Source organism: Pseudomonas sp. CIP-10 (assembly GCF_020911845.1).
Lineage (GTDB): Bacteria > Pseudomonadota > Gammaproteobacteria > Pseudomonadales > Pseudomonadaceae > Aquipseudomonas > Aquipseudomonas alloputida.
The window spans coordinates 4852899-4877481 of sequence record NZ_CP087160.1; the positions used below are offsets into that span (position 1 = coordinate 4852899).

Here is a 24583-nt window from a genome sequence, read left to right on the forward strand (position 1 = left end):
CCTATCACCAGCCGCCTGGATTCGCCGTGAGCAAACAACCCGACCGCCTTTTCTCCCAACCCCTGGAGCAGGTGCCCGACTTCGTCTTCAACGAAGACGTCGTACGTGTGTTCCCGGACATGATCAAGCGCTCGGTGCCCGGTTACCCAACCATTGTCGAGAACCTCGGGGTTCTGGCCGCCCGGTTCGCCCAGCCAGGCACCGCACTGTACGATCTGGGCGCATCGCTGGGCGCCGTTACCCAGTCGCTGCGTCGCCATGTGCGCAGCGACGGCTGCAGGGTAATCGCGGTGGATAACTCCGCTGCCATGGTCGAGCGCTGCCGGCAGTACCTCACTGCACAAGATTCGATGTTCCAGGAGTTGCTGCCGGTGCACGTGCTGGAGGCCGATATCCTTGCCCTGCCCTTCGAGCCGGCCTCGGTAGTGGCGATGAACTTCACCCTGCAGTTCATTGCCCCTGACCAGCGCCTTGAACTGCTCGGGCGAATCCGCCAGGCGCTGCTGCCCAGCGGCGCGCTGATTCTGTCGGAGAAGCTGCGCTTCGCCGATGAGCAAGCGCAGGACCTGCTCAATGAACTGCACCTGGATTTCAAACGGGCCAATGGCTACAGCGAACTGGAGATCGCCCAGAAGCGCAGTGCCATCGAAAACGTGATGAAGCCCGATACACTCGAAACCCACCAGGAACGCCTGCGCGCAGCCGGCTTCTCGAAAGTGGTGCCTTGGTTCCAATGCCTTAACTTCGCCTCGTTGATAGCCCTGCCATGATCGATCTGTCTCCCCTCGTCCGCCGCCTGGCGGGCACGCCCCTGGCTTCCTGGTCGCAAGGCCTGCAAGCGCAACTCGACGCCAAGCTGGAAAAGGGTCACGGTGACCTCGACCGCTGGCGCGGGGCGCTGGAAGCCCTGCCCGCCCTGCAACCCAGTGAAGTCGACCTGGTCAACGGGTTGCGTCTGGATTGCGACTGCGACGACGCCACCCGCGCGCAGATGCGCCAGGCACTGATGGGCCTGTCGCCCTGGCGCAAGGGGCCATTCGACCTGTTTGGCGTGCACGTTGACACCGAATGGCGTTCGGACTGGAAGTGGTCGCGGGTCGGCCCGCACCTGGACCTCAAAGGCAAACGCGTACTCGACGTGGGCTGTGGCAATGGCTACTACCAATGGCGCATGCTCGGCGCCGGCGCCGACATGGTGGTTGGGGTCGACCCCAACTGGCTGTTCTTCTGCCAGTTCCAGGCCGTGCAGCAATACCTGCCGGAGTTACCGGCCTGGCACCTGCCGTTCGCCCTGGAAGACCTGCCCGCCAACCTTGAAGGTTTCGATACCGTGTTTTCCATGGGCGTGTTCTATCACCGCCGCTCGCCCATCGAGCACCTGCTGGCGCTCAAGGACTGCCTGGTCAAAGGTGGCGAGCTGGTGCTGGAAACGCTGGTTATCGAGGGCGACGAAAACCAGGTGCTGGTGCCTGAGGACCGCTACGCACAAATGCGCAACGTCTGGTACCTGCCGTCGGTACCGGCGTTGGCCCGCTGGTTGCGCCGTGCCGGCTTCAGCGATGTGCGCTGCGTCGACGTGAGCGTGACCAGCGTCGAGGAGCAGCGCAGCACCGATTGGATGCGCTACCAGTCGCTGAGCGACTTCCTCGACCCGAACGACCACAGCAAGACCGTCGAAGGCCTGCCTGCCCCACGCCGCGCCACCCTGCTGGCGCGCAAATAAAAAAGGCGCCCGCAGGGGCGCCTGAATACACCTGCGGCGAGGAGCCGTCGCGGCGCAGGTGTCGTTACCTCAATCCTTGGCCACCTCACGCGCCTTCTCTTGCGCCTTGCGCTCGCGCTCGGCAACAGCCTGTTGCTTGTCGCCATGCAGACGCTGCTGGTCTTCGCGGAAGGCTTGCCAGAACTGCTTCGAGCGCTCCGCACCGCCCTCGGCATAAACACTGGCGCTGCCCAGGGCAAGGGTGGCCAACAGCAGGTATTTGGTCAGGTTCATCGTGTTTGCCTCGTAATAACCGATCAGACACGGCCATCCTAGCGAGGGCTGGCTAACGGCAAGGTGAGGCGGGGATTACAGTCCTGCAATGTGGCCTTGTGTGGACTGTTCGAACCTCTTCGCGGTTAAACCCGTTCCTACAGGCGCGGGTTTACCCGCGAAGAGGCCCGAACAGACAGCCAGATAACAGCAGAATTACAAATCCGTTATCTGCACCGCAGGCCTTTTTTCATGCCGTAACATTGGAGCGCTTGACCCTGATGTCACTACAGGGTCAAGAATCGCCCCCTTTCAACACACCGAGCCCCCCATGCGCCTACTGATCATCGAGGACGAGCTGCGTACCGCCGACTACCTGCAACAGGGCCTTCGCGAGAACGGTTACGTGGTCGACTGCGCCCACACAGGCACCGACGGCCTGCACCTGGCACGCCAACAGGCCTATGACCTGGTCATCCTCGATGTCAACCTGCCCGAAATCGATGGCTGGACCGTGCTGCAGCGGCTACGTGCCGAATCGGCCACGCGTATCATGATGCTGACCGCCCACGGTCGCTTGGCCGACCGGGTAAAAGGCCTGGACCTGGGCGCGGATGACTACCTGCTCAAGCCCTTTGAGTTCCCTGAGCTACTGGCGCGCATCCGCAGCCTGCTACGCCGCAACGACCAGCAACTGCAGCCCAGCACCCTGCGCGTCGCTGACCTGGAACTGGACCCCGGCCGCCACCGCGCCTACCGCGCCGGGCAGCGCATCGACCTGACCGCCAAGGAGTTCGCCCTGCTGCACCTGCTAATGCGCCAGACTGGCGAAGTGTTGTCGCGCACGCAGATCATCTCGCTGGTGTGGGACATGAACTTCGACTGCGACACCAACGTGGTCGAGGTCTCGATCCGGCGCCTGCGGGCGAAGATCGACGACCCGTTCGACAACAAGCTGATCCATACCCTGCGTGGTGTGGGCTACGTACTTGAGGCTCGCCTTTGAAAAATGCCAGCCTGTCGTTACGCCTGGGCCTGAGCGTGACATTGATGGGCGCCGCACTGGTGCTGCTGCTGGCCTGCCTGGCCGTGTTTGCCCTGGATCACGAACTGGACAGCCGCGCGCGCAAGGATTTGGCGCGCAAGATGCTTCAGGTCGAGCACAACCTGCGTGTCGACCTGCGCAGCGAGGACCTGGGCAGCCGCGCCCATCCACTGCTGGACCTGGTGATGGGGCATGACAACCTAAGCCTCAGTGTGCTGGCTCTCGACGGCCGTCACCCCCACCTGCTCAGCCTCGGCCCGGCCCTGGAATCGCGGGTCGGTGAACTGCACACCGATGCGCGTCTGGCCTTTCACGCCTGGCGTGACAGCGGCGGTAACCAGATCCTCACCGTTACCCGGCTGATGCGCCTGCGCGACAACACCCCTGTCAAGGTGATGATGTCGCTCAACCGCGCCGACGACAACGCCCTGCTGCAAGCCTACCTGCACTCGACGTTGCTCGCCTTGCCACTGCTACTGGTTTTGATTGGTGCGGGGGCATGGTGGCTGATGCAGCGCGGCCTGAAACCATTGCGGCACTTCCGGCGCATTGCCGGGCAGGTGTCGGCCCAGGACCTGCAGCATCGCCTGCCCGCTACCGCCCTGCCGCAGGAACTGGCAGACCTGGCCGGCAGTATCAACGTGATGCTCGATCGACTCGACCAAGGTGTCAGGCAGCTGTCGCAGTTCTCTGACGACCTGGCCCATGAACTGCGCACACCGTTGAGCAACCTCATGGGCAAGGCGCAGGTGACACTGGCCCGTGAGCGGGACAACGCCAACTATCGGGAAGTGCTTGAAGACAGCATCGAAGAGCTGACCCGGCTCAACCGCATCATCAACGACATGCTGTTTCTTGCCCAGGTCAGCCAGCCGCATACGCAGGTTGCGTTGAAACCCTTGGCGCTGTCCGACGAGGCAGCGCGGGTTGTCGAGCTGTTTGCCTACAGTGCCGAGCTGAAAGAAATTGAGCTACGTGTTCAGGGCTGGGGGACAGCGCTGGGAGACCGGCTGATGTTTCAGCGGGCACTGTCGAACCTGTTGAGCAACGCCATACGGCACAGTCCCGAGAGTAAACCCGTGGCTCTGCGCATCGAACGCTCGGGCAGCGAAGTCAGGCTATCCGTAGAGAACCAGGGGCCGGGTGTGCCTGCAGAGCACCAGTCGCGCTTGTTCGAGCGGTTTTACCGGGTAGGTTCGGGGCGTTCGCGGCTGGAGGGCGGGACCGGGTTGGGGTTGGCGATCGTGAAGTCGATCATGCAGTTGCATGGCGGGCGGGTCGAGGTCAGCAGCTGCCCCCTGGGGCCTACCCGGTTTACCCTGGTGTTTCCTGCCGAGTGATCGGCCGCCTGTACCAGCCTCTTCGCGGGCTTGCCCGCTCCCACAGGGGCTGCACAGCCTCAAGGCCTGCGGGGGTACCTGTGGGAGCGGGCAAGCCCGCGAAGAGGCCGGTACAGGCGGCCAACAATCAGCGCGAAGCCGCCACGATCAGCGCCTTCATCTCGGCCACAGCAGCCTTGAAGCCGACAAACAAGGCATGCGCCACCAGCGCATGGCCAATGTTCAGCTCATTGATACCCTTGATCGCCGCCACCGCCTCGACGTTGTGGTAGTGCAGCCCGTGACCCGCATTGACGATCAGCCCATGCCCCACGCCAAACGCCACACCCTCGACGATCCGCTGGAGCTCTTCAGCCACTTCGGTGGGGGTTTCGGCATCGGCATAACGGCCGGTGTGAAGCTCGATGGCCGGTGCGCCAACCCGACGCGAGGCCTCGATCTGCCGTTCGTCGGCGTCGATGAACAGCGACACCTCGGCACCGGTACGCGCCAGCCGTTCGACTGCAGCCTTGATCCGCGCTTCCTGCCCTGCCACATCCAGGCCACCTTCAGTGGTCAGTTCCTGACGGGTTTCGGGTACCAGGCAGATGTGCGCCGGGCGAATTTTCTCGGCAAAGGCCATCATCTCTTCGGTGACGCCCATCTCGAAGTTCATGCGGGTCTGCAGCACATCCTTGAGCAGCACAACGTCACGCTCCTGGATGTGCCGGCGGTCTTCACGCAGGTGCACGGTGATGCCATCGGCGCCTGCTTCCTCGGCGTCCAGGGCAGCCTTGACCGGGTCAGGGTAGCGCGTGCCACGGGCCTGGCGCAGGGTCGCCACGTGGTCGATGTTGACGCCAAGAAGCATGCGGTTGCTGTGAGTCACGAAAGGCTCTCCTGAAGATTGAGCCCAACAGCATACGTCCTGATCAGCGCTTGCGAAACAGTTCCCGGCTGACCAGCGGTTTTGCCCCCAGGTGAACTGCCAGTGCCTGGCGCATCAGCCGCTTTGCAGCGAGCAAGGCGCCGGGTGCGTCCCAGTCGGCTTCAGCCAGGGCCAGCAACTCGATCCCACGAAACAGGCCGGGCTGCAACAGCTCGACCCGCTCCAGGCCGGCATCCACGCGCAGGCGATACAGGCCGTCGGCGGCGATCGGCTGGTCGTTGACGTCTTGGCGCAATGAAAACGCATACCCGAGCTCATCAAGCAGCCGCCATTCGAACGAACGCAGCAGAGGTTCCAGCGGGCGGCCTTCAGCCAGGGCCTGCAAGGTCAGGGTGTAGTGCTCGAAAATGGCCGGAAACGGTGCTTCGGCGGGCAGCAGCCGCATCAGCAACTCATTCAGGTACAACCCGCTGAACAGCGCATCGCCATGCAGCCAGGCGGCGATGCCGTTGCTGTCCATGCGGCCGACATTCTTCAGCTCGCCGCGCCCCCGCAGCTCTAGCTCCAGGAGGACGAACGGCCGCACCAGGCTACCGCCCTTACCCCGCGCGCGACGCAGCACGGCGCGCATGCGGCCCTGCGGGGTGAAAAAGTCCACCAGCGCGCTGGTTTCCTTATAGGCACGGCTGTGCAGCACGTAGGCTGGCTGGCCGACAGGTTGTTCCATTAAAAATCACTCGCGCCGAGGGTTGCGCTGGCCCTTGTGGGAGCGGCCTTGTGTCGCGAAAAGGGCCGCAAAGCGGCCCCAGATTTTTAGCTTCGCAGCATAAGTCGCCGGGGCTGCTGCGCAGCCCTATCGCGACAAAAGGCCGCCCCTACAGGGACCAGCGCGCGGCTTACAGGTCGCCGTAGCCCAGCGAACGCAGGGCGCGCTCGTCGTCGGACCAGCCGCCCTTTACCTTGACCCACAGGTTGAGCATGACCTTGGAATCGAACAGCACTTCCATGTCCTTGCGCGCCTCGGAACCGATGCGCTTGATGCGCTCACCCTTGTCACCAATGATGATTTTTTTCTGGCCATCGCGTTCAACCAGGATCAACGCGTGAATGTGCAGCACATGGCCCTGCTGCTTGAACTCTTCGATCTCCACGGTGATCTGGTACGGCAACTCCGCACCCAACTGGCGCATGATCTTCTCGCGCACCAGTTCGGCGGCCAGGAAGCGGCTGCTACGGTCGGTGATCTGGTCTTCGGGGAAGAAATGATCGTTCTCGGGCAGGTGCTTGGCGATCTGTGCTTCCAGCGCCTCGAGATTGTGCCCCTGCTGTGCGGAAATCGGCATCACCTCGGCGTTCGGCAGCTGCTCTTGCAGCCACTGCAGGTGCGGGATCAGCTCGGCTTTCTCTTCCATACGGTCGGTCTTGTTGACCGCGATGATCAGCGGGCCGGTGACATACTGCACGCGCTCCAGCACCAGTTGGTCCTCGTCGGTCCACTTGGTACGGTCGACCACGAAGATCACCACGTCGACGTCCTTGAGGGCCGCCGAGGCATTGCGGTTCATGTAACGGTTCAGGGCCTTGTCGTTGGCCTTGTGCATCCCCGGCGTATCGACATAGATCGCCTGCACATCACCTTCGGTCTTGATGCCGAGCATGTTGTGGCGGGTGGTCTGCGGCTTTCGCGAAGTAATCGCCAGCTTCTGGCCCAGGATGTGGTTGAGCAGGGTCGACTTGCCGACGTTGGGACGGCCAACAATGGCTACGTAGCCGCAGCGGGTCGGGTTGCTATCAGTCATTGCCATTCTCCACGCCCAGGGCGATCAGTGCAGACGCGGCGGCGACTTGCTCGGCAATACGCCGGCTAACGCCTTGACCACGGCTCTTGTTGTTCAGCAGTACCACTTCGCATTCGACGAAGAAGGTCCGGCAGTGTGGTTCACCCTGGATATCCACGACTTCGTAACGCGGCAGCTCACAGCTGCGCGACTGCAGGAACTCTTGCAGGCGGGTTTTCGGATCTTTATTGGTGTCGACCAGTGTCAGGCCTTCAAACTCATCGGCCAGCCAGGCCAGAATGCGCTCCCGGGCGGTGTCCATGTCAGCGTCCAGGTAGATGGCACCAATCAGTGCCTCCAGGGCGTCGGCCAGGATCGACTCGCGGCGAAAGCCGCCGCTCTTGAGTTCTCCGGAACCCAGGCGCAGGTAATCGCCCAGATCAAAACCACGGGCCAGACGGGCCAGGGTCTCCCCCTTGACCAACCGCGCACGCAGCCGCGACAACTGGCCTTCGCGAGCCTGCGGAAAACGCTCGAACAGCGCTTCGCCGGCAACGAAGTTGAGAATGGCGTCACCGAGGAACTCCAGGCGCTCATTGTTGCGCCCGGCGTAACTGCGATGGGTCAGTGCCAGGAGCATCTGGTCCTGGTTCTTGAAGGTGTAACCGAGCTTTCGCTCCAGACCGGCAAGGGAAGCACTCATGCGGCCACCCGATCGTTGTTCAACGCGTTGTTCAAATCAACATCCTGAAAGACTGTTTGGCTGTGGTCCGCCGATTGATGTGTGGCGAATCTCCCGATCCCTGAGAACACAGCCTATGTCAGAAATGCATTCGGCGCTGTCTGCTGGACAGCGCCGATGGGTATCAATGGATCAGGCCAACCCGCGACAGGTTGGGCAAGTGGCTGAGTTTGGGCTCTGGCCAGCTCATCCACACCGCGAAGGCCTTGCCGACAATGTTCCGGTCCGGAACCATGCCGTGCAGTTCCTTGGGAATGTTCGGGTCATCCCAGAAACGGCTATCGTTGGAGTTGTCGCGGTTGTCGCCCATCATGAAGTAATGGCCCGCAGGCACGGTCCACTGCTGGTCCGGCGGCATGCGATAACGGCTCATTTCCTTGCGGATCAGGTGTTCGGCCGCGCCGAGCTTTTCCTTGTACAGCTGAGCACTGCCCAGGGTACCCGGCTCGCTGCCCACCAGTTGTTCGGCAACGGGCTGGCCGTTGACGAACAGCCGCTTGTCGTTGGTGTAGCGGACTACGTCGCCCGGCAGGCCAACCACACGCTTGATGTAGTTGACATTCGGGTCACTCGGGTAGCGGAACACCATCACATCCCCGCGTTGCGGGTCACCGACCTCGATGACCTTCTTGTCGATCACCGGCAGGCGAATGCCGTACGAGAACTTGTTCACCAGGATGAAGTCGCCCACTTCCAGGGTCGGTTTCATCGATCCCGAAGGGATCTGGAACGGCTCGACCAGGAACGAACGCAGCACCAGCACGATGAACAGCACCGGGAAGAACGACTTGCCGTACTCGACCAGCAACGGCTCCTTGTTCAGCCGTTCGACCACCGCCATCTCAGGCTGGCTGACGCTGCCCTGATAGTTGGCGATTGCCGCACGCCGGCGCGGGGCCAGGAACAGCAGGTCGATCAAGCCCAGCAGACCGCAGATGAAGACGGCGATGACTAGCAACAGCGGGAAATTTAGCGACATAGGACCTAGCTATCCAACCTGAGCACGGCGAGGAAGGCTTCTTGTGGAATTTCCACATTGCCCACCTGTTTCATGCGTTTCTTACCGGCCTTCTGCTTCTCCAGCAGCTTCTTCTTACGGCTGACGTCACCGCCGTAGCACTTGGCCAGTACGTTCTTTCTGAGCGCCTTGACGGTTGTCCGCGCAATGATCTGGCCGCCAATGGCTGCCTGGATCGCTACGTCGAACATCTGCCGAGGGATCAGTTCCTTCATCTTCTCGGTCAACGCACGGCCTTTGTAGGCCGCGTTGTCGCGGTGCACGATCAATGCCAGGGCATCGACCTTGTCGCCATTGATCAGTACGTCCAGCTTGACCAGGTTGGCCGACTGGTAGCGATCGAAATGATAATCCAGCGAAGCATAGCCGCGGCTGGTGGATTTGAGGCGGTCGAAGAAATCGAGCACCACTTCGTTCATCGGCATGTCGTAACGCACCTGCACCTGGCTGCCGAGGAACTGCATGTCGCGCTGTACGCCACGCTTCTCGATGCACAGGGTGATGACGTTGCCCAGGTGCTCCTGCGGAACCAGGATGGTCGCGGTGACGATCGGCTCGCGGAAGTCGGCTACAGCCGAGACGTCCGGCAGCTTGGACGGGTTGTCGACGACGATGGTTTCGCCGGTTTTCAACTCCAGCTCATAGATCACGCTGGGTGCGGTGGTGATCAGGTCCAGGTCGTATTCGCGCTCCAGGCGCTCCTGGATGATCTCCATGTGCAACATGCCCAGGAAACCGCAACGGAAGCCAAAGCCCAGCGCGTCGGAGCTTTCCGGCATGTACTGCAGCGAGGAGTCGTTCAGGGTCAGCTTCTGCAGAGCGTCGCGGAAATCCTCGAAGTCGTCGGAGCTGACCGGGAACAGGCCAGCGTAGACCTGCGGCTGAATCTTCTTGAAGCCTGGCAACACCTCGACCTCAGGGGTCGAGGACAGGGTCAGGGTGTCGCCAACCGGGGCACCGTGGATGTCCTTGATGCTGGCGATGATGAAGCCTACTTCGCCGGCTTTCAGATCAGCGGTCTGGGTGTGCTTCGGGGTGAAGACACCGACGCTGTCGACCAGGTGCACCTTGCCGGTGGACTTGACCAGGATCTTGTCGCCTTTCTTGACGCGGCCCTGGCGCACACGCACCAGCGAGACCACACCCAGGTAATTGTCGAACCAGGAGTCAATGATCAGCGCTTGCAGCGGTGCATCGATCTCACCTTCTGGCGCGGGGATGGTGTGCACCAGGCGCTCGAGCACCTCGTCAACGCCCATACCGCTCTTGGCGCTGCAGGCCACGGCGTCGGTGGCATCGATACCGATGATCTTCTCGATCTCGTCCTTGACGCGGTCCGGGTCGGCCTGGGGCAGGTCCATCTTGTTCAGGACCGGCATGACCTCCAGGCCCTGCTCGATGGCGGTGTAGCAGTTGGCTACGGACTGGGCTTCCACGCCCTGACCGGCGTCAACCACCAGCAGTGCCCCTTCACAGGCCGCCAGCGAACGCGAAACTTCGTAGGTGAAGTCGACGTGGCCGGGGGTATCGATGAAGTTCAGCTGGTAGGTCTTGCCGTCCTGCGCCTTGTAGTGAAGGGTGACGCTGTGGGCCTTGATGGTGATACCGCGCTCACGCTCCAGGTCCATGGAATCGAGCACCTGGGCTTCCATCTCGCGCGCCGACAGGCCACCGCACATCTGGATGAAACGGTCAGCCAGCGTCGACTTGCCATGGTCGATGTGGGCGATGATGGAGAAATTGCGGATATGACTCAAATCACTCACGGGTCAACACTCGAAAAGGCTGCGAGCCGGACGCCCGCCGAAAAATAGCCGGGAATTGTACCTTAAGCTGCTGGGTTATGGGAGATTCCTCTGTCCGACTGTACACAGCAATCATTCCGGCAATTGTGAAGATTCATGAAAAAGGGCAGCCGAAGCTGCCCTTTCGCCTAGCGAAACCGCTTATTCAGCAAGCTTGAAGGTGATGAAGCTGGCGCGGCCCTGACGCAGCACGCGCATCGACACAGAACGGTTCTTCGGCAGTTCCTTGGCGATTTCGGTGAATTCCTTCGCCGAACCGATAGCCTGGTTGTTCAGATGGCTGATGACATCACCCGGGCGCAAGCCGATCATGGCTGCCGGGCCATCCTGCACTTCCTTGATGACCACGCCACCTTTGAGCTCCAGGGACTTTTTCTGCTCGGCGGTCAGGTCGGCGACCGATACACCCAGGCGGTTGCTGCTGCGCTCGGCGCCGCCTTCGGTGCCAGCGCCAATCTCAACGTCGTCATCCGGCAGTGCGCCGACGCTGATGTCCAGGTTCTGGCGCTTGCCGTTGCGGATGATTTCCAGCCTGGCCTTCTCGCCATCCTTGAGGCTGCCAACCAGGTGCGGCAGATCGGCCGACATGACGATTGGCTGGCCGTTCATGCTGAGGATCACGTCGCCCACCTGCAGGCCGCCTTTGGCTGCCGGGCCGTTTTCCAGCACCTGGGCCACCAGGGCGCCCGCCGGTTTGTCCAGACCGAACGATTCAGCCAGGTCCTTGTTGACCTCCTGAATCACTACGCCCAGCCAGCCGCGGCTGACCTTGCCGTCTTTCTTCAGCTGGTTGGAGACATCAATCGCCACGTCAATCGGGATGGCGAACGACAGCCCCATGAAACCGCCAGAACGGGTGAAGATCTGCGAGTTGATCCCCACCACTTCGCCTTTCATGTTGAACAGGGGGCCGCCGGAGTTACCCGGGTTGATGGCCACGTCGGTCTGGATGAACGGTACGTAGGTGTCATTGGGCAGGGTCCGGCCCTTGGCGCTGACGATACCTTTGGTCACCGAATGGTCGAAGCCGAACGGCGAACCGATGGCCAGTACCCACTCGCCCACCTTGAGCTTCTCGGAGTCACCCAATTTCACCGTTGGCAAATTCTTGCCATCGACCTTCAGCAGCGCCACGTCAGTACGCGGGTCGGTACCCACCAGCTTGGCCTGGAGCTCGCTACGGTCCGACAGGCGGACGATGATCTCGTCGGCATCGGCCACCACATGGTTATTGGTGAGCACGTAGCCATCACTGGAGATGATGAAACCCGAGCCCAGCGACTGCGCCTCGCGCTGGCGGTCGCCGCGCGGCGAGCGCGGCTGCTGGGGCATGTTGCGCTCGAAGAACTCGCGGAACATCGGCGGCAGGCCTTCCAGGTCCGGCATCTGGCCTGCGGCGATTCGGCGGTCAGGCAGCTTCTGCTTGGTACTGATGTTGACCACCGCCGGCGAAGCCTGCTCCACCAGGGTGGTGAAGTCCGGCAGGGCTTCCTCGGCCTGGGCGGTGAGGACTTGGCCGAGCATCAGCACAGCAGCGAACATCATTAGGTAGGATTTCAAGCGTGGTATTGACATACGACTCCCGTCACAACGAGCGGTAGTTTGGAAAGACCCCTGCACAACGCAGAAAGGCCAGGCTCTTCAAAGCCTGACCTATAGAAAATTTGCCGATGGATTGCAAATGACAATGCTTTAATTTCATTTCAGCCGTATACCCGCCCACCTTGGCTCGGCACGCAAAAGCGCGCCATTACTGGCGCGCCTGGGCATCCTGGGGGCGCATCGACAGGGCAACGCGCTCTGCCGTACCCAGCGGAATTTCGCCAACCACGGTCACCATCACCTTGCCCTTGGGTGTGTTCAGGCGACGCGAGACTGCCGAGGTCGGGCCTAACTGGGTGCGCATGTCGGTGCCGCCATCATCGCTCACTTGCTCGATGAACACCGAAAAACGCGCCAGGCCGTCGTCATACATCAAGCTGCTGACCGAACTGTTGCGCTTGGGATCACGGCGTACCGAGCTGTTGACCAGCTCGAAACCGGGTGGCAGCCAGTCCGAACGCCAACCCGCGACGGTATCATTGCTGCCGGCGGCCACATGTTGCACCGGCTTGCAGCCAGCACCTGGGCGCAGGTCTGCGTCGCTGGGGACATCATCGGTATCGAGACGGGTCATCTGGAAGCGTTCCAGCAACTGCCCCTTGTCGTTGAGCATCAACGAACGCAGCGGCAAACCCGAGTGACGGTCCAGATGCAATTCGAATGCATAGCGATGCTGGTCGCGTGGCGAGAGCGCAATGATCACGGCATCGCGCCCGGCGACCCGTGACTTGCCTGCAACACTCAAATCGTACCAGCCCATCAGTTTCAGCGGATCAAGCACACGCGGTGCGGTATCCGGCGGCGCCGTGACACCGCTGGCCAAAGCCCCGCTGACGCACTCCACCTTGCCATCCACGCGCACGATTTCCTGGGCGGCGCCATCAAGCTGCAACAGCCGCTCGCTGACCTTGCCGTCGTCGACCCTGTGCCAGATGTCGTGGGAGGAGAAACTGCCGTTGCGTTCGTAGACGAACGACCCTTGATAGCTCTGTTTTTGCTCGGCCTGTGCCAGCTTGTTCAGCCACTCACTCGCCTCAGGCGAAGAATTGGCCGCCAATGCTGGCACCGTCATGCAGCTGCCAATCAGCAGCGACAGGAGAGGTAGCGCGCGCATGATCCTCCTTACTTAACGGTTTTCCAGGCTGGCGGCGCGGGCGTACGGCAATGCGGTTTCAGTGCCCTTGAGCGCAGATTCCTGGGCATGCTGGCGCAGGTAGCCTGGCAGACGCTGATCCCAGCCGGCCTGGTTCTGCAGCACGCCATTGGCCATCGGCCCGGTCGGTTGCTCACTGCTCTCACTATAGCCTGCCAAAACGGCCGGGCCTTGCGCTTGTGGCACACTCAGGCCCTGCTGGACAGGCTGCTGGGCAGCAAGCTCTGCACCCGTGATCTCGTCCTGGTTGTACATACGCACACCGGCCAGTACCGCGACGGTAACCGAGGCGGCTACCGCCAGGCGGCCAATGCTGCGCCAAGGGCCTTTCTTGACCTTGGCTGGCACGGCTTCGTCGGCCAGCGCCGCGGACACCGCCGAGGCGATATCCAGGTTAGGCAGCAGCAGCTCCTTGTGCATGGCTGCACGGGCAACCTGGTAACGCGACCAGGTGGCACGGGTTTCGGCGTCGTCGACGGCGTTCAACACCCGACGCAGTTCCAGTTCATCCGCTTCGTTATCCATCACCGCGGACAGCGATTCCTGCAAAGCTTCACGACTCATGGCGGTTCCTCTCTTGGCGCTGTCGCCGCTGTCTCAGGTTTCCTGCAACAACGGCTGCAGGGCTTTATCTATGGCCTCCCGAGCGCGGAAGATTCGAGAGCGCACGGTACCCACCGGACATTGCATGACACTGGCAATGTCTTCGTAACTCAGCCCGTCGAACTCGCGTAGCGTCAATGCCGTACGCAGGTCTTCGGGCAGTTGCTGGATGGTGCGATGGACAGTGCCTTCGATTTCATCCCGCAACAACGAGCGCTCTGGGGACTCGAGATCCTTGAGACCATGATCGCCGTCGTAAAACTCCGCATCCTCGGAGCTCACATCACTGTCTGGCGGCCGTCTTCCACGGGACACCAGGTAATTCTTCGCCGTGTTGATGGCGATGCGGTACAGCCACGTATAAAACGCACTGTCGCCGCGGAAGTTGCCAAGCGCACGGTAGGCCTTGATGAAGGCTTCCTGTGCTACATCCTGGGCCTCGTGGGTATCGTGGACAAACCGCACGATCAACCCGAGAATCTTGTGCTGATACTTCAACACCAACAGATCGAAAGCTCGCCTGTCGCCGCGCTGAACGCGCTCGACAAGCTGCTGATCCTCTTCCTGGGTTAGCATGAACACTCCTCAGTGAACTCGAAGGAGCGTTGCATCAGCCATCGCTCAGGCTTGCAAACATAGACTCGGGCTTTGCGCAAAAGTTCTCCCCTCCAAGCAAGTTTCCTGCAGCCCTTGGTCGGCTTGCACGGAAGACGCGGCGCGGTCACGGCCGGCTACGTCGATAATCAGGTTTCAAATACGCAGGGGTAAAGCCCGGAAAGGCCTGCCGCCCTGCGTCGCCGCGGCAAATTGTGGCGTACGGGCAGCCTTCATAGGATTTCCGGCCATGTCGGAAAGTTCCCACAAAGGTCGTCGCAACCTGGCAGGTGGCATGGAAATTGGCCACCCGGGGCTGCTATAAAGGCATCCCGGCCACGTTTAACGATAGTTTCACAATGCCATCCGCGCGTGACCATTGTGCCGTGCCCCTCCCAAAGATTACTAGTGTCCCGACATGAGCCAACAATTCCAACATGATGTCCTGGTGATCGGCAGCGGTGCCGCCGGTCTCAGCCTGGCACTTAACCTCCCCAGCCACCTTCGCGTTGCCGTATTGAGCAAGGGCGACCTGTCCAACGGCTCGACCTTCTGGGCCCAGGGCGGCGTCGCTGCAGTGCTGGACAACACCGATACTGTGCAGTCGCATGTCGAGGACACCCTCAATGCCGGCGGCGGGCTGTGCCATGAAGACGCCGTGCGCTTTACCGTCGAGCACAGCCGCGAAGCGATCCAGTGGCTGATCGAGCAAGGCGTGCCCTTCACCCGCGATGAGCACTACAGCGTCGACGATGGCGGTTTCGAGTTCCACCTCACCCGTGAAGGGGGCCATAGCCACCGGCGCATCATCCATGCCGCCGACGCTACCGGCGCGGCAATTTTCACCACGCTGCTGGAACAGGCTCGCCAGCGCCCGAACATCCAGCTGCTAGAACAGCGGGTGGCAGTCGACCTGATCACTGAACGCCGCCTGGGCCTGCCCGGCGAACGCTGCCTGGGCGCCTACGTGCTCGACCGCAACACCGGCGAGGTGGACACTTTCGGCGCGCGCTTCACCGTGCTGGCCACGGGCGGTGCGGCCAAGGTCTACCTCTATACCAGCAACCCCGATGGTGCCTGCGGCGACGGTATCGCCATGGCTTGGCGGGCCGGCTGCCGAGTGGCGAACCTGGAATTCAACCAGTTCCACCCGACCTGCCTGTATCACCCGCAGGCCAAGAGTTTCCTGATCACCGAAGCCCTGCGCGGCGAGGGCGCCCTGCTGCGCCTGCCCAACGGCGAACGTTTCATGCCACGCTTCGACCCACGCGAAGAGCTGGCCCCACGGGACATCGTGGCCCGCGCCATCGACCACGAGATGAAGCGCCTGGGCGTGGACTGCGTATATCTGGACATCACTCACAAGCCAGCAGATTTCATCAAGAGCCACTTCCCCACCGTGTACGAGCGCTGCCTGGCCTTTGGCATCGATATCACCCGTCAGCCGATCCCGGTGGTGCCTGCGGCGCATTACACCTGCGGCGGGGTGATGGTCGACGACTGCGGCCACACCGATGTGCCTGGCTTGTATGCCATCGGCGAAACCAGTTTCACCGGCCTGCACGGCGCCAACCGCATGGCCAGCAACTCGCTGCTGGAATGTTTCGTATACGGTCGCGCCGCCGCTGCCGACATCCAGGCGCACCTGGGGCAAGTGGCCATGCCCAAGGCCCTGCCCGGCTGGGACGCCAGCCAGGTGACCGACTCGGACGAGGACGTGATCATTGCGCACAACTGGGACGAACTGCGGCGCTTCATGTGGGACTACGTCGGCATCGTGCGCACCAGCAAGCGCCTGCAGCGGGCCCAGCACCGCATTCGCCTGCTGCTGGATGAAATCGACGAGTTCTACAGCAACTACAAGGTCAGCCGAGACCTGATCGAGCTGCGCAACCTGGCGCAAGTGGCCGAGCTGATGATCCTGTCCGCCATGCAGCGCAAGGAAAGCCGTGGGTTGCATTACACACTGGATTACCCAGGGATGCTGGACGAGGCCAAGGACACCATCCTTAGCCCGCTCTGATAGCGGCGTCGCGGCCTTCGCGGGCTCGACCGCTCCCACAGGGGTTTAACTGCCTTGCAGTTTTGCGCAGTACCTGTGAGAGCGGGCGAGCCTGCGAAGAAACTGACCCGGTGCTGATCTATGCCCGGCTCACCGCGGCCCAGCGCCGCCGGCTGAACTTCAATCGCACGCGCAATCGCCGATGCTCATCCGGCCCCAGCGCATCCCCCGGTACGCACTGGCTCTGCCCCAACCACCGCCCCGCCCGCTCAAAGCGCAACACCACCAGCCCAGGCAACGCCACGCTGTCCCGGCACAAGCGCACTGACTGCCACCCACAGGCACGGCTGAACACCTGCCAACCCCGCACATCACGGCGCAGGCCGACAACCGCATGCTCATGGGTCAACAGAATACGTCGGGGAATGGCCCAGCCAGCGTGGGCCGTGCAGGTGGCGACAACCAAAAAGGCCAACCACCCGGGCAGCGGGCTCGCCCACACGGCAAGCCACGCCAGTACCTGACAAGCCAGGTAGGCCGTCAGCAGCAGGCGCGAGCCTTGCCAACGGCACTCGAAACACTCACTTGGGCTGGACACGGTCCAGAATGATGCGGACCATACGCTGCAGTTCCGGGTCTTCGGACTCGGTGCGCTCCATGAACCAGCCGAACATGTCCTGATCCTCGCAGCTCAAGAGACGCACGTACAGTTCACGGTCGGTCTCATTGAGGGTGGGGTAGACTTCCTGGGTGAAAGGCACCAGCAGTACGTCCAGTTCCAGCATGCCGCGGCGGCTGTGCCAGAAAAGCCGGTTGAGTTCAGTTTGTTCGACCATGGGGCCCTCCTCGAATGGGCCGCCAGTATACAGCCCGGCGCGCGAAGCGACACCGGGCGTTGGTCTAGTCACCTACCTATTTTGTTACCGGCGTTCTATGATGGCCGCCAGTCTTTAGCCACCGCGATGACCCATGGCCGATTCCGCTTTCTTCTGCCCCCTGTCCCACGAGGGCATCCTCGCCGTCCGCGGCTCCGATGCAGGCAAGTTCCTGCAAGGCCAGCTGACCTGCAACATCAACTACCTCAGCCAGGAACACGCCAGCCTCGGCGCCCGCTGCATGGTCAAGGGGCGCATGCAGTCGAGCTTCCGCATAGTGCCCGAGGGCAACGGCTACTTGCTGGCCATGGCCAGCGAACTGCTCGACGCGCAACTGGCCGACCTGAAAAAGTACGCCGTATTCTCCAAGGCCACGCTGACCGACGAAAGCACCGCATGGGCACGCTTCGGCCTGCAAGATGGCGACACCGCGCTGCAGGCGCTGGGGCTTGTCGTGCCCGCAGCCGCCGGTAGTACCGTGCGCCATGACGGGCTGATCGCGATCACCGTGTCCGCCGGCCGGGTTGAGCTGTGGGTGCCGGCGGCTGACGCCGAGCCTGTACGCCAGGCCCTCGCCGCAGCGCTGCCCGAAGGCACGCTCAACGACTGGCTGCTGGGCCAGATTCGCGCAGGTATCGGCCAAGTCATGGGCCCGACCCGTGAACTGTTCATCCCGCAGATGATCAACCTGCAGGCCGTCGACGGCGTCAGTTTCAAGAAAGGCTGCTACACCGGCCAGGAAATCGTCGCCCGCATGCAGTACCTGGGCAAACTCAAGCGCCGCCAGTACCGCCTGGCCCTGGACCAGCAGGCCATTCCGGCCCCGGGCGCCGAGATCTTCTCGCCCACCCATGGGTCGTCGGTCGGTGAAGTGGTCATTGCTGCCGGCAACGGCGCCGGCTGCGAACTGCTCGCAGTGCTGAGCGCCGAGGCGGTGGAAGACGGCAACCTGCACCTGGGCAGCCTCGAAGGCCCGCGCCTGCAGGTGCTGACCCTGCCTTACGAACTGGACCGCGACCGGGAAATCCAGCGCTGACCAGCCTGCCCCACCCCTGTGGCGGGGCCGCACCACCACTGCGGTAGACATGCCCATGAACAAGCTGGCCGAGTTGGTTCAAGCACAATTGCTCGACGCCATCGAAAAGGATGACCTGGTCCTGCCAACCCTGCCCGAGGTTGCCTTGAGCATCCGCGAAGCAGCGGAAGACAACGAGATCAGCGTAGCGGCCCTGAGCAAGGTGATCGGCCGCGACGCGGCCCTTTCAGCGCGCCTGATCAAGGTCGTCAACAGCCCACTGCTGCGTGCTGCGGTCGAGGTGACCGACCTGCATACCGCCATCACGCGGCTAGGCATCAACTACAGCTGCAACCTGGCCATCGGCCTGGTGATCGAGCAGATTTTCCATGCCCGCTCGCCGGCAGTCGAGCAGAAACTGCGCGATATCTGGGCCAGTAGCCTGGAAGTGGCGGGCATCAGCTACGAAATCTGCCGTCGCTTTACACCTCTGAAGCCTGACCAGGCCACCTTGGGTGGGCTGGTCAACCAGATTGGCGCGCTGCCGGTACTCATCTATGCCGAAGAGCACAACGAACTGTTGTCCGACCCGGTTTGCCTGCATTACGTGATCGAGCAACTCCAGCCGGTGCTGGGGGACAAGATCCTCAAGGCCTGGGAGTTTCCGGAGCAGTTGGTCAACCTGCCGAGCCAGGTTCATGACCTGGACCGCCAGACTGACAAGATTGATTACATCGACATCGTGCAGATCGCCCGCTGCATCAGTCAGCGCGGGCGCCACCGGCCATTGGCTGCGCTGCCGGCTTACCGCCATCTGGGGCTGCCGTTTGGCACCGAGCTGGAGGTCGATGAACTGCTAGAGGCGCGGAGCATGTTGCGCTGAGCTGTAACAGCCTGCCAGGGCCCTTTCGCAGGTGAGCCCGCGAAAGGGCCGACACAGGCAAACCCTCAATCCGCAATAAAACTCACCCGCACCCGCAACCCGCCCTTCTCGCCATCATGCAGGCTCACCTGCGCCAGGTGCGCCCGACAGATCTCGCCAACGATCGCCAGCCCTAATCCACTGCCCTGCGCACTTCGCCGGTAGAACCGCTCGAACACCCGTTCGCGCTCGGCCTCGGGAATACCTGGCCCATCGTCTTCCACTTCCAGCACCGCCGGCGCCATTACCCGCAAAATCACATTGCCACCCGCTGGTGTATGCGCCAAGGCATTGTCCACCAGGTTGCTCAACAACTCATTGAGCAACGTCGGCTCCCCCTTCAGCCATACCGGCGCCTCGGCCTCCAGCGCCAGCGACACCCCGCGCTTGTGCGCCAATGGCGCCATGGCCATGCCCAGTTCACGGGCCAGCTGGCTCAAATCCAGACGCTGCGCACCGCCCTCGGCAATGGCCCGTGCGCCATTCTCGACCCGCGCCAACGACAGTAGCTGGTTGGCCAGGTGGGTCAGCCTGTCGGTGCCCTGGGCTGCAGACTCCAAGGTCTGCCGCCACTCCTGTGGCTCGGCCGAGCGCAAGCCCAGCTCGACACGTGCCTTCAACGCCGCCAGCGGCGTTCGCAGTTCGTGGGCCGCGTCGGCAATGAACTGCGCCTGGCGCTCGAACTGGCCGCGCAAGCGCTCGGTAAAGTGGTTCAAGGCGCGCACCAGCGGGCCCAGCTCGCGCTGTACCTGTACCACCGGCAACGCTCGCAAGTCGTCCGGCTGACGTTCCTCCACCGCTGTGCGCAGGCGCTCCAACGGCCGCAACGCGGCACTCACGGCAAACCACACCATCACCAACGCCCCCAGTGCCAGCATGCCCAGGCGCAGCAGGGTATCGGCCATCAACCCTCGGGCCATACGCACCCGCGCTTCCTCGGTTTCGGCTACGCGGATTTCTGCCATGCCGTTCATGTTCGGCTCGCTGACCGGCTTCAGCAGGCTGACCACACGAACGTCCTGGCCCAGGTAAGTGGCATTGTAGAACCGTGCCAATGCCGGATAGTCGTCGGTGCGCGGCGTGCCAGGCGGCGGTGGCGGCAGGTTCTCGTAGCCAGAAATCAGCCTTTGCTGGATATCCAGCACCTGATAGTAAATGCGCCCCGCACTGTCATAGGCGAACGTGTCCAGCGCCACGTAAGGCACATCCGCGCTCAACGAACCATCGCGCTGCGACAGGCCCGCGGCGATGGTTCTCGCCGAAGCCAGCAGGGTGCGGTCGTAGGCGGTGTCGGCGGCCTCGCGGCCGTTCCAGTAGGCGCTAAGGCCGCTGGCCAGCATCAGCACCACCAGCAACAGCGCCAAATTACCCAGCAAGCGCCCGCGCAGGCTGCCGTTGTCACGCATCGCGGTGCTCAAGCAAATAACCCAGACCACGGAACGTGACGATGGCTACGGAGTGCCCGTCGAGCTTCTTGCGCAGGCGGTGAATGTAGATTTCGATGGCGTCAGGGCTGGCTTCTTCGTCCAGGCCAAACACCTGGGCAGCCAGCTGCTCCTTGCTCATCACCCGGCCCGGGCGAGCGATCAGCGCTTCCAGCACACTCTGCTCGCGGGAGGTCAGCGTCAAGTTGTCATCACCGAGGGTGAAGCGCCGGGTGTCCAGGTCATACACCAACGGCCCACAGCGTTGCTGTCGCTCGCCACCGAGCACACTGCGGCGCAGCAAGGCCTTGACCCGCGCTTCCAGCTCGGTCAGCTCAAACGGCTTGGCCAGATAATCGTCGGCGCCCAGGTTCAGGCCATGGACCCGGTCCTTGACGTCGCTGCGCGCAGTCAGCATCAGCACTGGCAAGGTTTTGCCACGGCCTCGCAAGCGCGCCAGTACCTCAAAGCCGTCCATGCGCGGCAGGCCGACATCCAGCACGGCCACGGCGTATTCCTCACTGGCCAGCGCCAAGTCGGCAGCCACGCCGTCATGCAGCACATCTACGGTCAGGCCATGGCTTTTCAAGGCCAGGGCCACGCTTTCGGCCAGTTGCAGGTGGTCTTCGACCAGTAGCACACGCATCGGATTCTCCCGGCTCGGGTGGGGCGGTGGCGCGGAGTGTACCGCTGTCACCACGCCTGTGAAGCCCCTCGTGACAAACCTTTCACGCTGAAAGGTTAGCGAAAGGTTCGTTGCCTAGCATCGCACCACGGTCGCCCTTCGCGCCGAAAAAAGCACCAGCAAGGTGCAACGAATAAGAACAATAAACGGAGTCATCGACGATGCTGTCATTGCAGCCGCAGGCGTTCGCGCCTACCCGTTCCTTTGCCGCACGCCCCTCAGCCATCGCCAGCGCCCTCGCGCTTGCCGGTGTCGCCCCGATGAGCCAGGCCGCCTTCTTCGAAGACAGCACGGCCACCTTCGAAACCCGCAACATGTACTTCAACCGCGACTTCCGCGACGGCACCAGCGCGCAGCAATCCAAGCGCGATGAATGGGCCCAGGGCTTCATCCTCAATTTCGAGTCTGGCTACACCGATGGCACCGTGGGCTTTGGCCTGGACGCGTTGGGCATGCTCGGCATCAAGCTCGACTCCAGCCCCGACCGTACCGACAGCGGCCTGCTGCCGACCCACGATGACGGCAAGGCTGCCGACGAATACTCCAAGCTCGGCCTGACCGGCAAGGTGAAGATCTCCCAGACTGAACTCAAGATCGGCACCCTGATCCCCGAACTGCCGACCCTGCAGCCCAACGACGGGCGTATCCTGCCGCAAACTTTCGAGGGCGGCCTGCTCACCTCCAAAGAGATCAAGGGCCTGACCTTCACCGGTGGCCGCCTGGACAAGGCCAAGGACCGCAACGACACCAACTGGGAAGACCTGGCGCTGAACAACAAGAACGGCCGCTTCGGTGGCAGCTTCAGCGCTGACAACCTGGCCCTGGGCGGGCTCGACTACCAGTTCACCGACCGCATCACCGGCAGCTACCACTTCGCCCAGCTCGACGATATTTACCGCCAGCACTTCATCGGCATGGTCGCCACCCAGCCATGGGGCCCGGGCACCTTGGGTGCCGACCTGCGCCTTGCCATCAGCGACGACGCCGGTGCAGCCAAGGCCGGCAACATCGACAACACCACCGTCAACGGCATGCTCAGCTATGCCCTGGGCGGGCACAAGGTCAGCGCCGCCTGGCAGCAGCTGTCTGGCGAAAGTGCCTTCCCGTATGTGGATGGCGCCGACCCGTACCTGGTCAACTTCGTCCAGATCAACGACTTCGCCGGTGCCGACGAACGCTCCTGGCAGGCGCGCTACGACTACAACTTCGCCGCGCTCGGCGTACCGGGCCTGACCTTCATGACCCGTTACATCAGCGGTGACAACGTCAGCCGTGCTGCCGGTGGCGAAGGCAAAGAGTGGGAACGCAACACCGAACTGAAGTACGTGGTACAAAGCGGCCCGTTGAAGAACGTCGCCGTGCGCCTGCGCAACGCCACCTTCCGCTCCAACTTTGCCCGTGACGCGGATGAAGTGAGGCTGTTGGTCAGCTACAGCGTGGCGCTGTGGTAACCCCATAGCGGTAATCCAATAACAACAACGCTCACGGAGATCGACGATGACCTTTTCACTGCGCCGCCTCGTCCTCGCTACCGGCTGCCTGCTGTTGGCCGGCAACGCCCTCGCTGCAGAACCGAAACGCCCCGAATGCATCGCACCCGCCTCCCCTGGCGGTGGCTTCGACCTGACCTGCAAGCTGGTGCAAAGCGCACTGGTACAAGAAAAAATCCTCAGCAAGCCGATGCGCGTCACCTACATGCCCGGCGGTGTCGGCGCGGTCGCGTACAACGCCGTGGTCGCCCAGCGCCCGGCAGACGCCGGCACGCTGGTGGCCTGGTCCAGCGGCTCACTGCTTAATCTGGCTCAGGGCAAATTCGGCCGTTTCGACGAAAACGCAGTGAAATGGCTGGCTGCCGTCGGCACCAGCTACGGTGCCATCGCGGTGAAGAGCGACTCGCCCTACAAGACCCTTGATGACCTGGTCGCAGCGCTGAAGAAAGACCCGAGCAAGGTCGTGATCGGTTCCGGCGGTACCGTCGGCAGCCAGGACTGGATGCAGACCGCGTTGATCGCCAAGGCCGCAGGCATAAACCCGCGCGACCTGCGCTACGTGGCCCTGGAGGGCGGCGGCGAAATCGCCACGGCATTGCTGGGCGGCCATATCCAGGTCGGCTCTACCGACATTTCCGACTCCATGCCGCACATCCAGAGCGGCAACATGCGCATCCTCGCGGTGTTCTCTGAAAACCGCCTGGACGAGCCGGAAATGAAAGACATCCCTACTGCCAAGGAGCAGGGCTACGACATCGTCTGGCCGGTGGTGCGCGGTTTCTACCTGGGGCCAAAAGTGAGCGACGAGGACTACGCCTGGTGGAAGGCCTCGTTCGACAAGATGCTGGCCTCCGAGGACTTCGCCAAGCTGCGAGACCAGCGCGAGCTGTTCCCGTTCGCCATGACCGGCGAAGAGCTGGACGGCTATGTGAAGAAGCAAGTGGCTGACTACAAGGCACTGGCCAAGGAATTCGGCCTGATCCAGTAAGCCTGTCGAACTCACCACCACCCCTGTGGGAGCGGCCTTGTGTCGCGATCGGGCGCGAAGCGGCCCCTGACACAGCCGATACGATGCTTCGGACAGATCGCATCGGCAGGTTTAGCGGCCGCTTCGCGCCCGATCGCGACGCAAGGCCGCTCCCACAGGATGTGCATCTCACTTGAGCAATCCCAACGAGGATTCCCCAATGATCCTTCAACGCATTTTCGCCCTGGCTCTGCTAGTGGTGTGTGCCGCCCTGGCCGTGATGGCCTGGCCCTATCAGGCTGCATTTTCCTATGAACCGGTGGGCCCGCGCGCTTACCCGTTGTTAGTGCTAGGCCTGATGGGGCTGGGCCTGCTGTACCTGTTGTTCCGTCCGACGCCCATCGTGCGCAAGGATGACGAACCGGAACTGGACCGCGAGACCCTGATCAAGATCACCGCCTGTGTCGGCCTGCTGATCGTCTTCGCCGCCACTTTTGAAGCGCTCGGCTTCATCCTCAGCGCCATCCTGGTCGGCCTGCCCATGGCTCGGCTGTACGGTGGCCGCTGGCTGCAAAGCGCCATTGTGGTGGCCGGCATGAGCATTTTCCTCTACTGGGTGTTCGACCGTGTGATGGACGTGCCACTGCCCCTTGGCCTGCTGAGCGTACTGGAGAACTGAC

25 protein-coding genes are annotated in these 24583 nt (G+C 62.5%); 10 read left to right on the forward strand and 15 right to left on the reverse strand.

What is annotated here, in order from left to right:
• Positions 1–26: 26 nt before the first annotated feature.
• Entirely contained in the window at positions 27–770 is a 744-nt protein-coding gene (gene cmoA / locus LMH93_RS21885) for a carboxy-S-adenosyl-L-methionine synthase CmoA (protein ID WP_100774455.1), read from the forward strand.
• Positions 767–1723, forward strand: coding sequence for a tRNA 5-methoxyuridine(34)/uridine 5-oxyacetic acid(34) synthase CmoB (gene cmoB / locus LMH93_RS21890; protein ID WP_004575433.1), 957 nt, complete (start codon positions 767–769; stop codon positions 1721–1723). The genes cmoA and cmoB overlap by 4 nt, the downstream gene beginning before the upstream one ends.
• A 69-nt stretch (positions 1724–1792) precedes the next feature.
• Here cmoB and LMH93_RS21895 read toward each other — a convergent pair whose 3' ends face one another.
• Positions 1793–1996, reverse strand: coding sequence for a hypothetical protein (locus tag LMH93_RS21895; RefSeq protein WP_003252072.1), 204 nt, complete (start codon positions 1994–1996; stop codon positions 1793–1795).
• 310 nt (positions 1997–2306) lie between these two features.
• Here LMH93_RS21895 and LMH93_RS21900 point away from each other — a divergent pair, with 310 nt between their 5' ends.
• Positions 2307–2981 carry a heavy metal response regulator transcription factor gene (locus LMH93_RS21900; RefSeq protein ID WP_003252070.1) on the forward strand — a complete coding sequence of 225 codons (675 nt, stop codon included), beginning with the start codon at positions 2307–2309 and terminating at the stop codon, positions 2979–2981.
• Positions 2978–4360 (forward strand): heavy metal sensor histidine kinase, encoded by a 1383-nt coding sequence (locus LMH93_RS21905; protein WP_088513344.1) that lies wholly within the window; start codon positions 2978–2980, stop codon positions 4358–4360. Before LMH93_RS21900 ends, LMH93_RS21905 begins: the two co-directional genes overlap by 4 nt.
• A gap of 127 nt (positions 4361–4487) precedes the next feature.
• On the opposite strand, the gene pdxJ is transcribed toward LMH93_RS21905, so the two are convergent.
• The 10 genes from pdxJ to rpoE form a co-directional block, all read right to left on the reverse strand.
• Entirely contained in the window at positions 4488–5210 is a 723-nt protein-coding gene (gene pdxJ, locus LMH93_RS21910) for a pyridoxine 5'-phosphate synthase (protein ID WP_012053601.1), read from the reverse strand.
• A 61-nt stretch (positions 5211–5271) separates the two neighbouring features.
• Positions 5272–5955: a DNA repair protein RecO gene (recO, locus tag LMH93_RS21915; RefSeq protein ID WP_019752453.1), complete on the reverse strand. Its 684-nt coding sequence runs from the start codon at positions 5953–5955 to the stop codon at positions 5272–5274.
• 169 nt (positions 5956–6124) lie between these two features.
• The gene (gene era, locus LMH93_RS21920) at positions 6125–7027 is read right to left on the reverse strand and encodes a GTPase Era (RefSeq protein ID WP_003252061.1); all 903 of its coding nucleotides are present in this window, start codon (positions 7025–7027) and stop codon (positions 6125–6127) included.
• Positions 7020–7709 (reverse strand): ribonuclease III, encoded by a 690-nt coding sequence (rnc, locus tag LMH93_RS21925; RefSeq protein ID WP_003252059.1) that lies wholly within the window; start codon positions 7707–7709, stop codon positions 7020–7022. Before rnc ends, era begins: the two co-directional genes overlap by 8 nt.
• A 163-nt stretch (positions 7710–7872) precedes the next feature.
• Entirely contained in the window at positions 7873–8727 is an 855-nt protein-coding gene (gene lepB / locus LMH93_RS21930) for a signal peptidase I (RefSeq protein ID WP_003252057.1), read from the reverse strand.
• Positions 8728–8732: 5 nt separating this feature from the next.
• Positions 8733–10532 (reverse strand): translation elongation factor 4, encoded by a 1800-nt coding sequence (lepA, locus tag LMH93_RS21935; RefSeq protein ID WP_010952535.1) that lies wholly within the window; start codon positions 10530–10532, stop codon positions 8733–8735.
• Between the two features lie 180 nt (positions 10533–10712).
• A complete protein-coding gene (locus LMH93_RS21940) occupies positions 10713–12116 on the reverse strand; it encodes a DegQ family serine endoprotease (protein WP_003252054.1) in 1404 nt (467 codons plus the stop codon).
• Positions 12117–12321: 205 nt separating this feature from the next.
• The gene (locus LMH93_RS21945) at positions 12322–13287 is read right to left on the reverse strand and encodes a MucB/RseB C-terminal domain-containing protein (RefSeq protein WP_064613926.1); all 966 of its coding nucleotides are present in this window, start codon (positions 13285–13287) and stop codon (positions 12322–12324) included.
• 12 nt (positions 13288–13299) lie between these two features.
• Positions 13300–13890: a sigma-E factor negative regulatory protein gene (locus LMH93_RS21950; protein WP_003252050.1), complete on the reverse strand. Its 591-nt coding sequence runs from the start codon at positions 13888–13890 to the stop codon at positions 13300–13302.
• A 33-nt stretch (positions 13891–13923) separates the two neighbouring features.
• Entirely contained in the window at positions 13924–14505 is a 582-nt protein-coding gene (gene rpoE, locus LMH93_RS21955; protein ID WP_003252049.1) for an RNA polymerase sigma factor RpoE, read from the reverse strand.
• A 436-nt stretch (positions 14506–14941) separates the two neighbouring features.
• Here rpoE and nadB point away from each other — a divergent pair, with 436 nt between their 5' ends.
• Positions 14942–16546, forward strand: a complete 1605-nt coding sequence (gene nadB / locus LMH93_RS21960; protein WP_004575167.1) for an L-aspartate oxidase — start codon at positions 14942–14944, stop codon at positions 16544–16546.
• A gap of 118 nt (positions 16547–16664) precedes the next feature.
• Here nadB and LMH93_RS21965 read toward each other — a convergent pair whose 3' ends face one another.
• A complete protein-coding gene (locus LMH93_RS21965; protein ID WP_102885972.1) occupies positions 16665–17123 on the reverse strand; it encodes a protein YgfX in 459 nt (152 codons plus the stop codon).
• Positions 17107–17361 carry an FAD assembly factor SdhE gene (locus tag LMH93_RS21970; RefSeq protein WP_003252043.1) on the reverse strand — a complete coding sequence of 85 codons (255 nt, stop codon included), beginning with the start codon at positions 17359–17361 and terminating at the stop codon, positions 17107–17109. Before LMH93_RS21970 ends, LMH93_RS21965 begins: the two co-directional genes overlap by 17 nt.
• Before the next feature lie 133 nt (positions 17362–17494).
• Here LMH93_RS21970 and ygfZ point away from each other — a divergent pair, with 133 nt between their 5' ends.
• Complete coding sequence (gene ygfZ / locus LMH93_RS21975; RefSeq protein ID WP_230064584.1) at positions 17495–18436, forward strand: CAF17-like 4Fe-4S cluster assembly/insertion protein YgfZ; 942 nt, start codon at positions 17495–17497, stop codon at positions 18434–18436.
• 55 nt (positions 18437–18491) lie between these two features.
• Positions 18492–19298, forward strand: coding sequence for an HDOD domain-containing protein (locus tag LMH93_RS21980; protein ID WP_004575165.1), 807 nt, complete (start codon positions 18492–18494; stop codon positions 19296–19298).
• A 65-nt stretch (positions 19299–19363) separates the two neighbouring features.
• Here the strand turns inward: LMH93_RS21980 and LMH93_RS21985 are convergent, their stop codons facing one another.
• Both LMH93_RS21985 and LMH93_RS21990 read right to left on the reverse strand, forming a co-directional pair.
• Positions 19364–20743 carry a sensor histidine kinase gene (locus tag LMH93_RS21985; RefSeq protein ID WP_003252031.1) on the reverse strand — a complete coding sequence of 460 codons (1380 nt, stop codon included), beginning with the start codon at positions 20741–20743 and terminating at the stop codon, positions 19364–19366.
• Positions 20736–21407 carry a response regulator gene (locus tag LMH93_RS21990; RefSeq protein WP_180689325.1) on the reverse strand — a complete coding sequence of 224 codons (672 nt, stop codon included), beginning with the start codon at positions 21405–21407 and terminating at the stop codon, positions 20736–20738. The genes LMH93_RS21985 and LMH93_RS21990 overlap by 8 nt, the downstream gene beginning before the upstream one ends.
• 200 nt (positions 21408–21607) lie before the next feature.
• On the opposite strand from LMH93_RS21990, the gene LMH93_RS21995 reads away from it, so the two are divergent.
• The 3 genes from LMH93_RS21995 to LMH93_RS22005 all read left to right on the forward strand — a co-directional run bounded on the left by LMH93_RS21995 (position 21608) and on the right by LMH93_RS22005 (position 24582).
• Complete coding sequence (locus LMH93_RS21995; RefSeq protein ID WP_003252026.1) at positions 21608–22897, forward strand: OprD family porin; 1290 nt, start codon at positions 21608–21610, stop codon at positions 22895–22897.
• A gap of 46 nt (positions 22898–22943) precedes the next feature.
• A complete protein-coding gene (locus LMH93_RS22000; protein ID WP_003252023.1) occupies positions 22944–23924 on the forward strand; it encodes a Bug family tripartite tricarboxylate transporter substrate binding protein in 981 nt (326 codons plus the stop codon).
• Between the two features lie 199 nt (positions 23925–24123).
• Entirely contained in the window at positions 24124–24582 is a 459-nt protein-coding gene (locus LMH93_RS22005) for a tripartite tricarboxylate transporter TctB family protein (RefSeq protein WP_230064585.1), read from the forward strand.
• The last annotated feature ends 1 nt before the right edge of the window (position 24583 follow it).

What these genes read in the sequence shown, in the direction of transcription:
- era (WP_003252061.1), bottom strand. Translation starts at nt 7,027, where the DNA reads ATGACTGATAGCAACCCGACCCGCTGCGGCTACGTAGCCATTGTTGGC.
- LMH93_RS21895 (WP_003252072.1), bottom strand. Translation starts at nt 1,996, where the DNA reads ATGAACCTGACCAAATACCTGCTGTTGGCCACCCTTGCCCTGGGCAGC.
- LMH93_RS22005 (WP_230064585.1), top strand. Translation starts at nt 24,124, where the DNA reads ATGATCCTTCAACGCATTTTCGCCCTGGCTCTGCTAGTGGTGTGTGCC.
- cmoB (WP_004575433.1), top strand. Translation starts at nt 767, where the DNA reads ATGATCGATCTGTCTCCCCTCGTCCGCCGCCTGGCGGGCACGCCCCTG.
- ygfZ (WP_230064584.1), top strand. Translation starts at nt 17,495, where the DNA reads ATGGCCGATTCCGCTTTCTTCTGCCCCCTGTCCCACGAGGGCATCCTC.
- recO (WP_019752453.1), bottom strand. Translation starts at nt 5,955, where the DNA reads ATGGAACAACCTGTCGGCCAGCCAGCCTACGTGCTGCACAGCCGTGCC.
- LMH93_RS21945 (WP_064613926.1), bottom strand. Translation starts at nt 13,287, where the DNA reads ATGCGCGCGCTACCTCTCCTGTCGCTGCTGATTGGCAGCTGCATGACG.
- LMH93_RS21900 (WP_003252070.1), top strand. Translation starts at nt 2,307, where the DNA reads ATGCGCCTACTGATCATCGAGGACGAGCTGCGTACCGCCGACTACCTG.
- LMH93_RS21950 (WP_003252050.1), bottom strand. Translation starts at nt 13,890, where the DNA reads ATGAGTCGTGAAGCTTTGCAGGAATCGCTGTCCGCGGTGATGGATAAC.
- LMH93_RS21995 (WP_003252026.1), top strand. Translation starts at nt 21,608, where the DNA reads ATGCTGTCATTGCAGCCGCAGGCGTTCGCGCCTACCCGTTCCTTTGCC.
- LMH93_RS21970 (WP_003252043.1), bottom strand. Translation starts at nt 17,361, where the DNA reads ATGGTCGAACAAACTGAACTCAACCGGCTTTTCTGGCACAGCCGCCGC.
- LMH93_RS21940 (WP_003252054.1), bottom strand. Translation starts at nt 12,116, where the DNA reads ATGATGTTCGCTGCTGTGCTGATGCTCGGCCAAGTCCTCACCGCCCAG.
- LMH93_RS21985 (WP_003252031.1), bottom strand. Translation starts at nt 20,743, where the DNA reads ATGCGTGACAACGGCAGCCTGCGCGGGCGCTTGCTGGGTAATTTGGCG.
- LMH93_RS21980 (WP_004575165.1), top strand. Translation starts at nt 18,492, where the DNA reads ATGAACAAGCTGGCCGAGTTGGTTCAAGCACAATTGCTCGACGCCATC.
- lepB (WP_003252057.1), bottom strand. Translation starts at nt 8,727, where the DNA reads ATGTCGCTAAATTTCCCGCTGTTGCTAGTCATCGCCGTCTTCATCTGC.
- nadB (WP_004575167.1), top strand. Translation starts at nt 14,942, where the DNA reads ATGAGCCAACAATTCCAACATGATGTCCTGGTGATCGGCAGCGGTGCC.
- LMH93_RS22000 (WP_003252023.1), top strand. Translation starts at nt 22,944, where the DNA reads ATGACCTTTTCACTGCGCCGCCTCGTCCTCGCTACCGGCTGCCTGCTG.
- pdxJ (WP_012053601.1), bottom strand. Translation starts at nt 5,210, where the DNA reads ATGCTTCTTGGCGTCAACATCGACCACGTGGCGACCCTGCGCCAGGCC.
- rnc (WP_003252059.1), bottom strand. Translation starts at nt 7,709, where the DNA reads ATGAGTGCTTCCCTTGCCGGTCTGGAGCGAAAGCTCGGTTACACCTTC.
- LMH93_RS21990 (WP_180689325.1), bottom strand. Translation starts at nt 21,407, where the DNA reads ATGCGTGTGCTACTGGTCGAAGACCACCTGCAACTGGCCGAAAGCGTG.
- rpoE (WP_003252049.1), bottom strand. Translation starts at nt 14,505, where the DNA reads ATGCTAACCCAGGAAGAGGATCAGCAGCTTGTCGAGCGCGTTCAGCGC.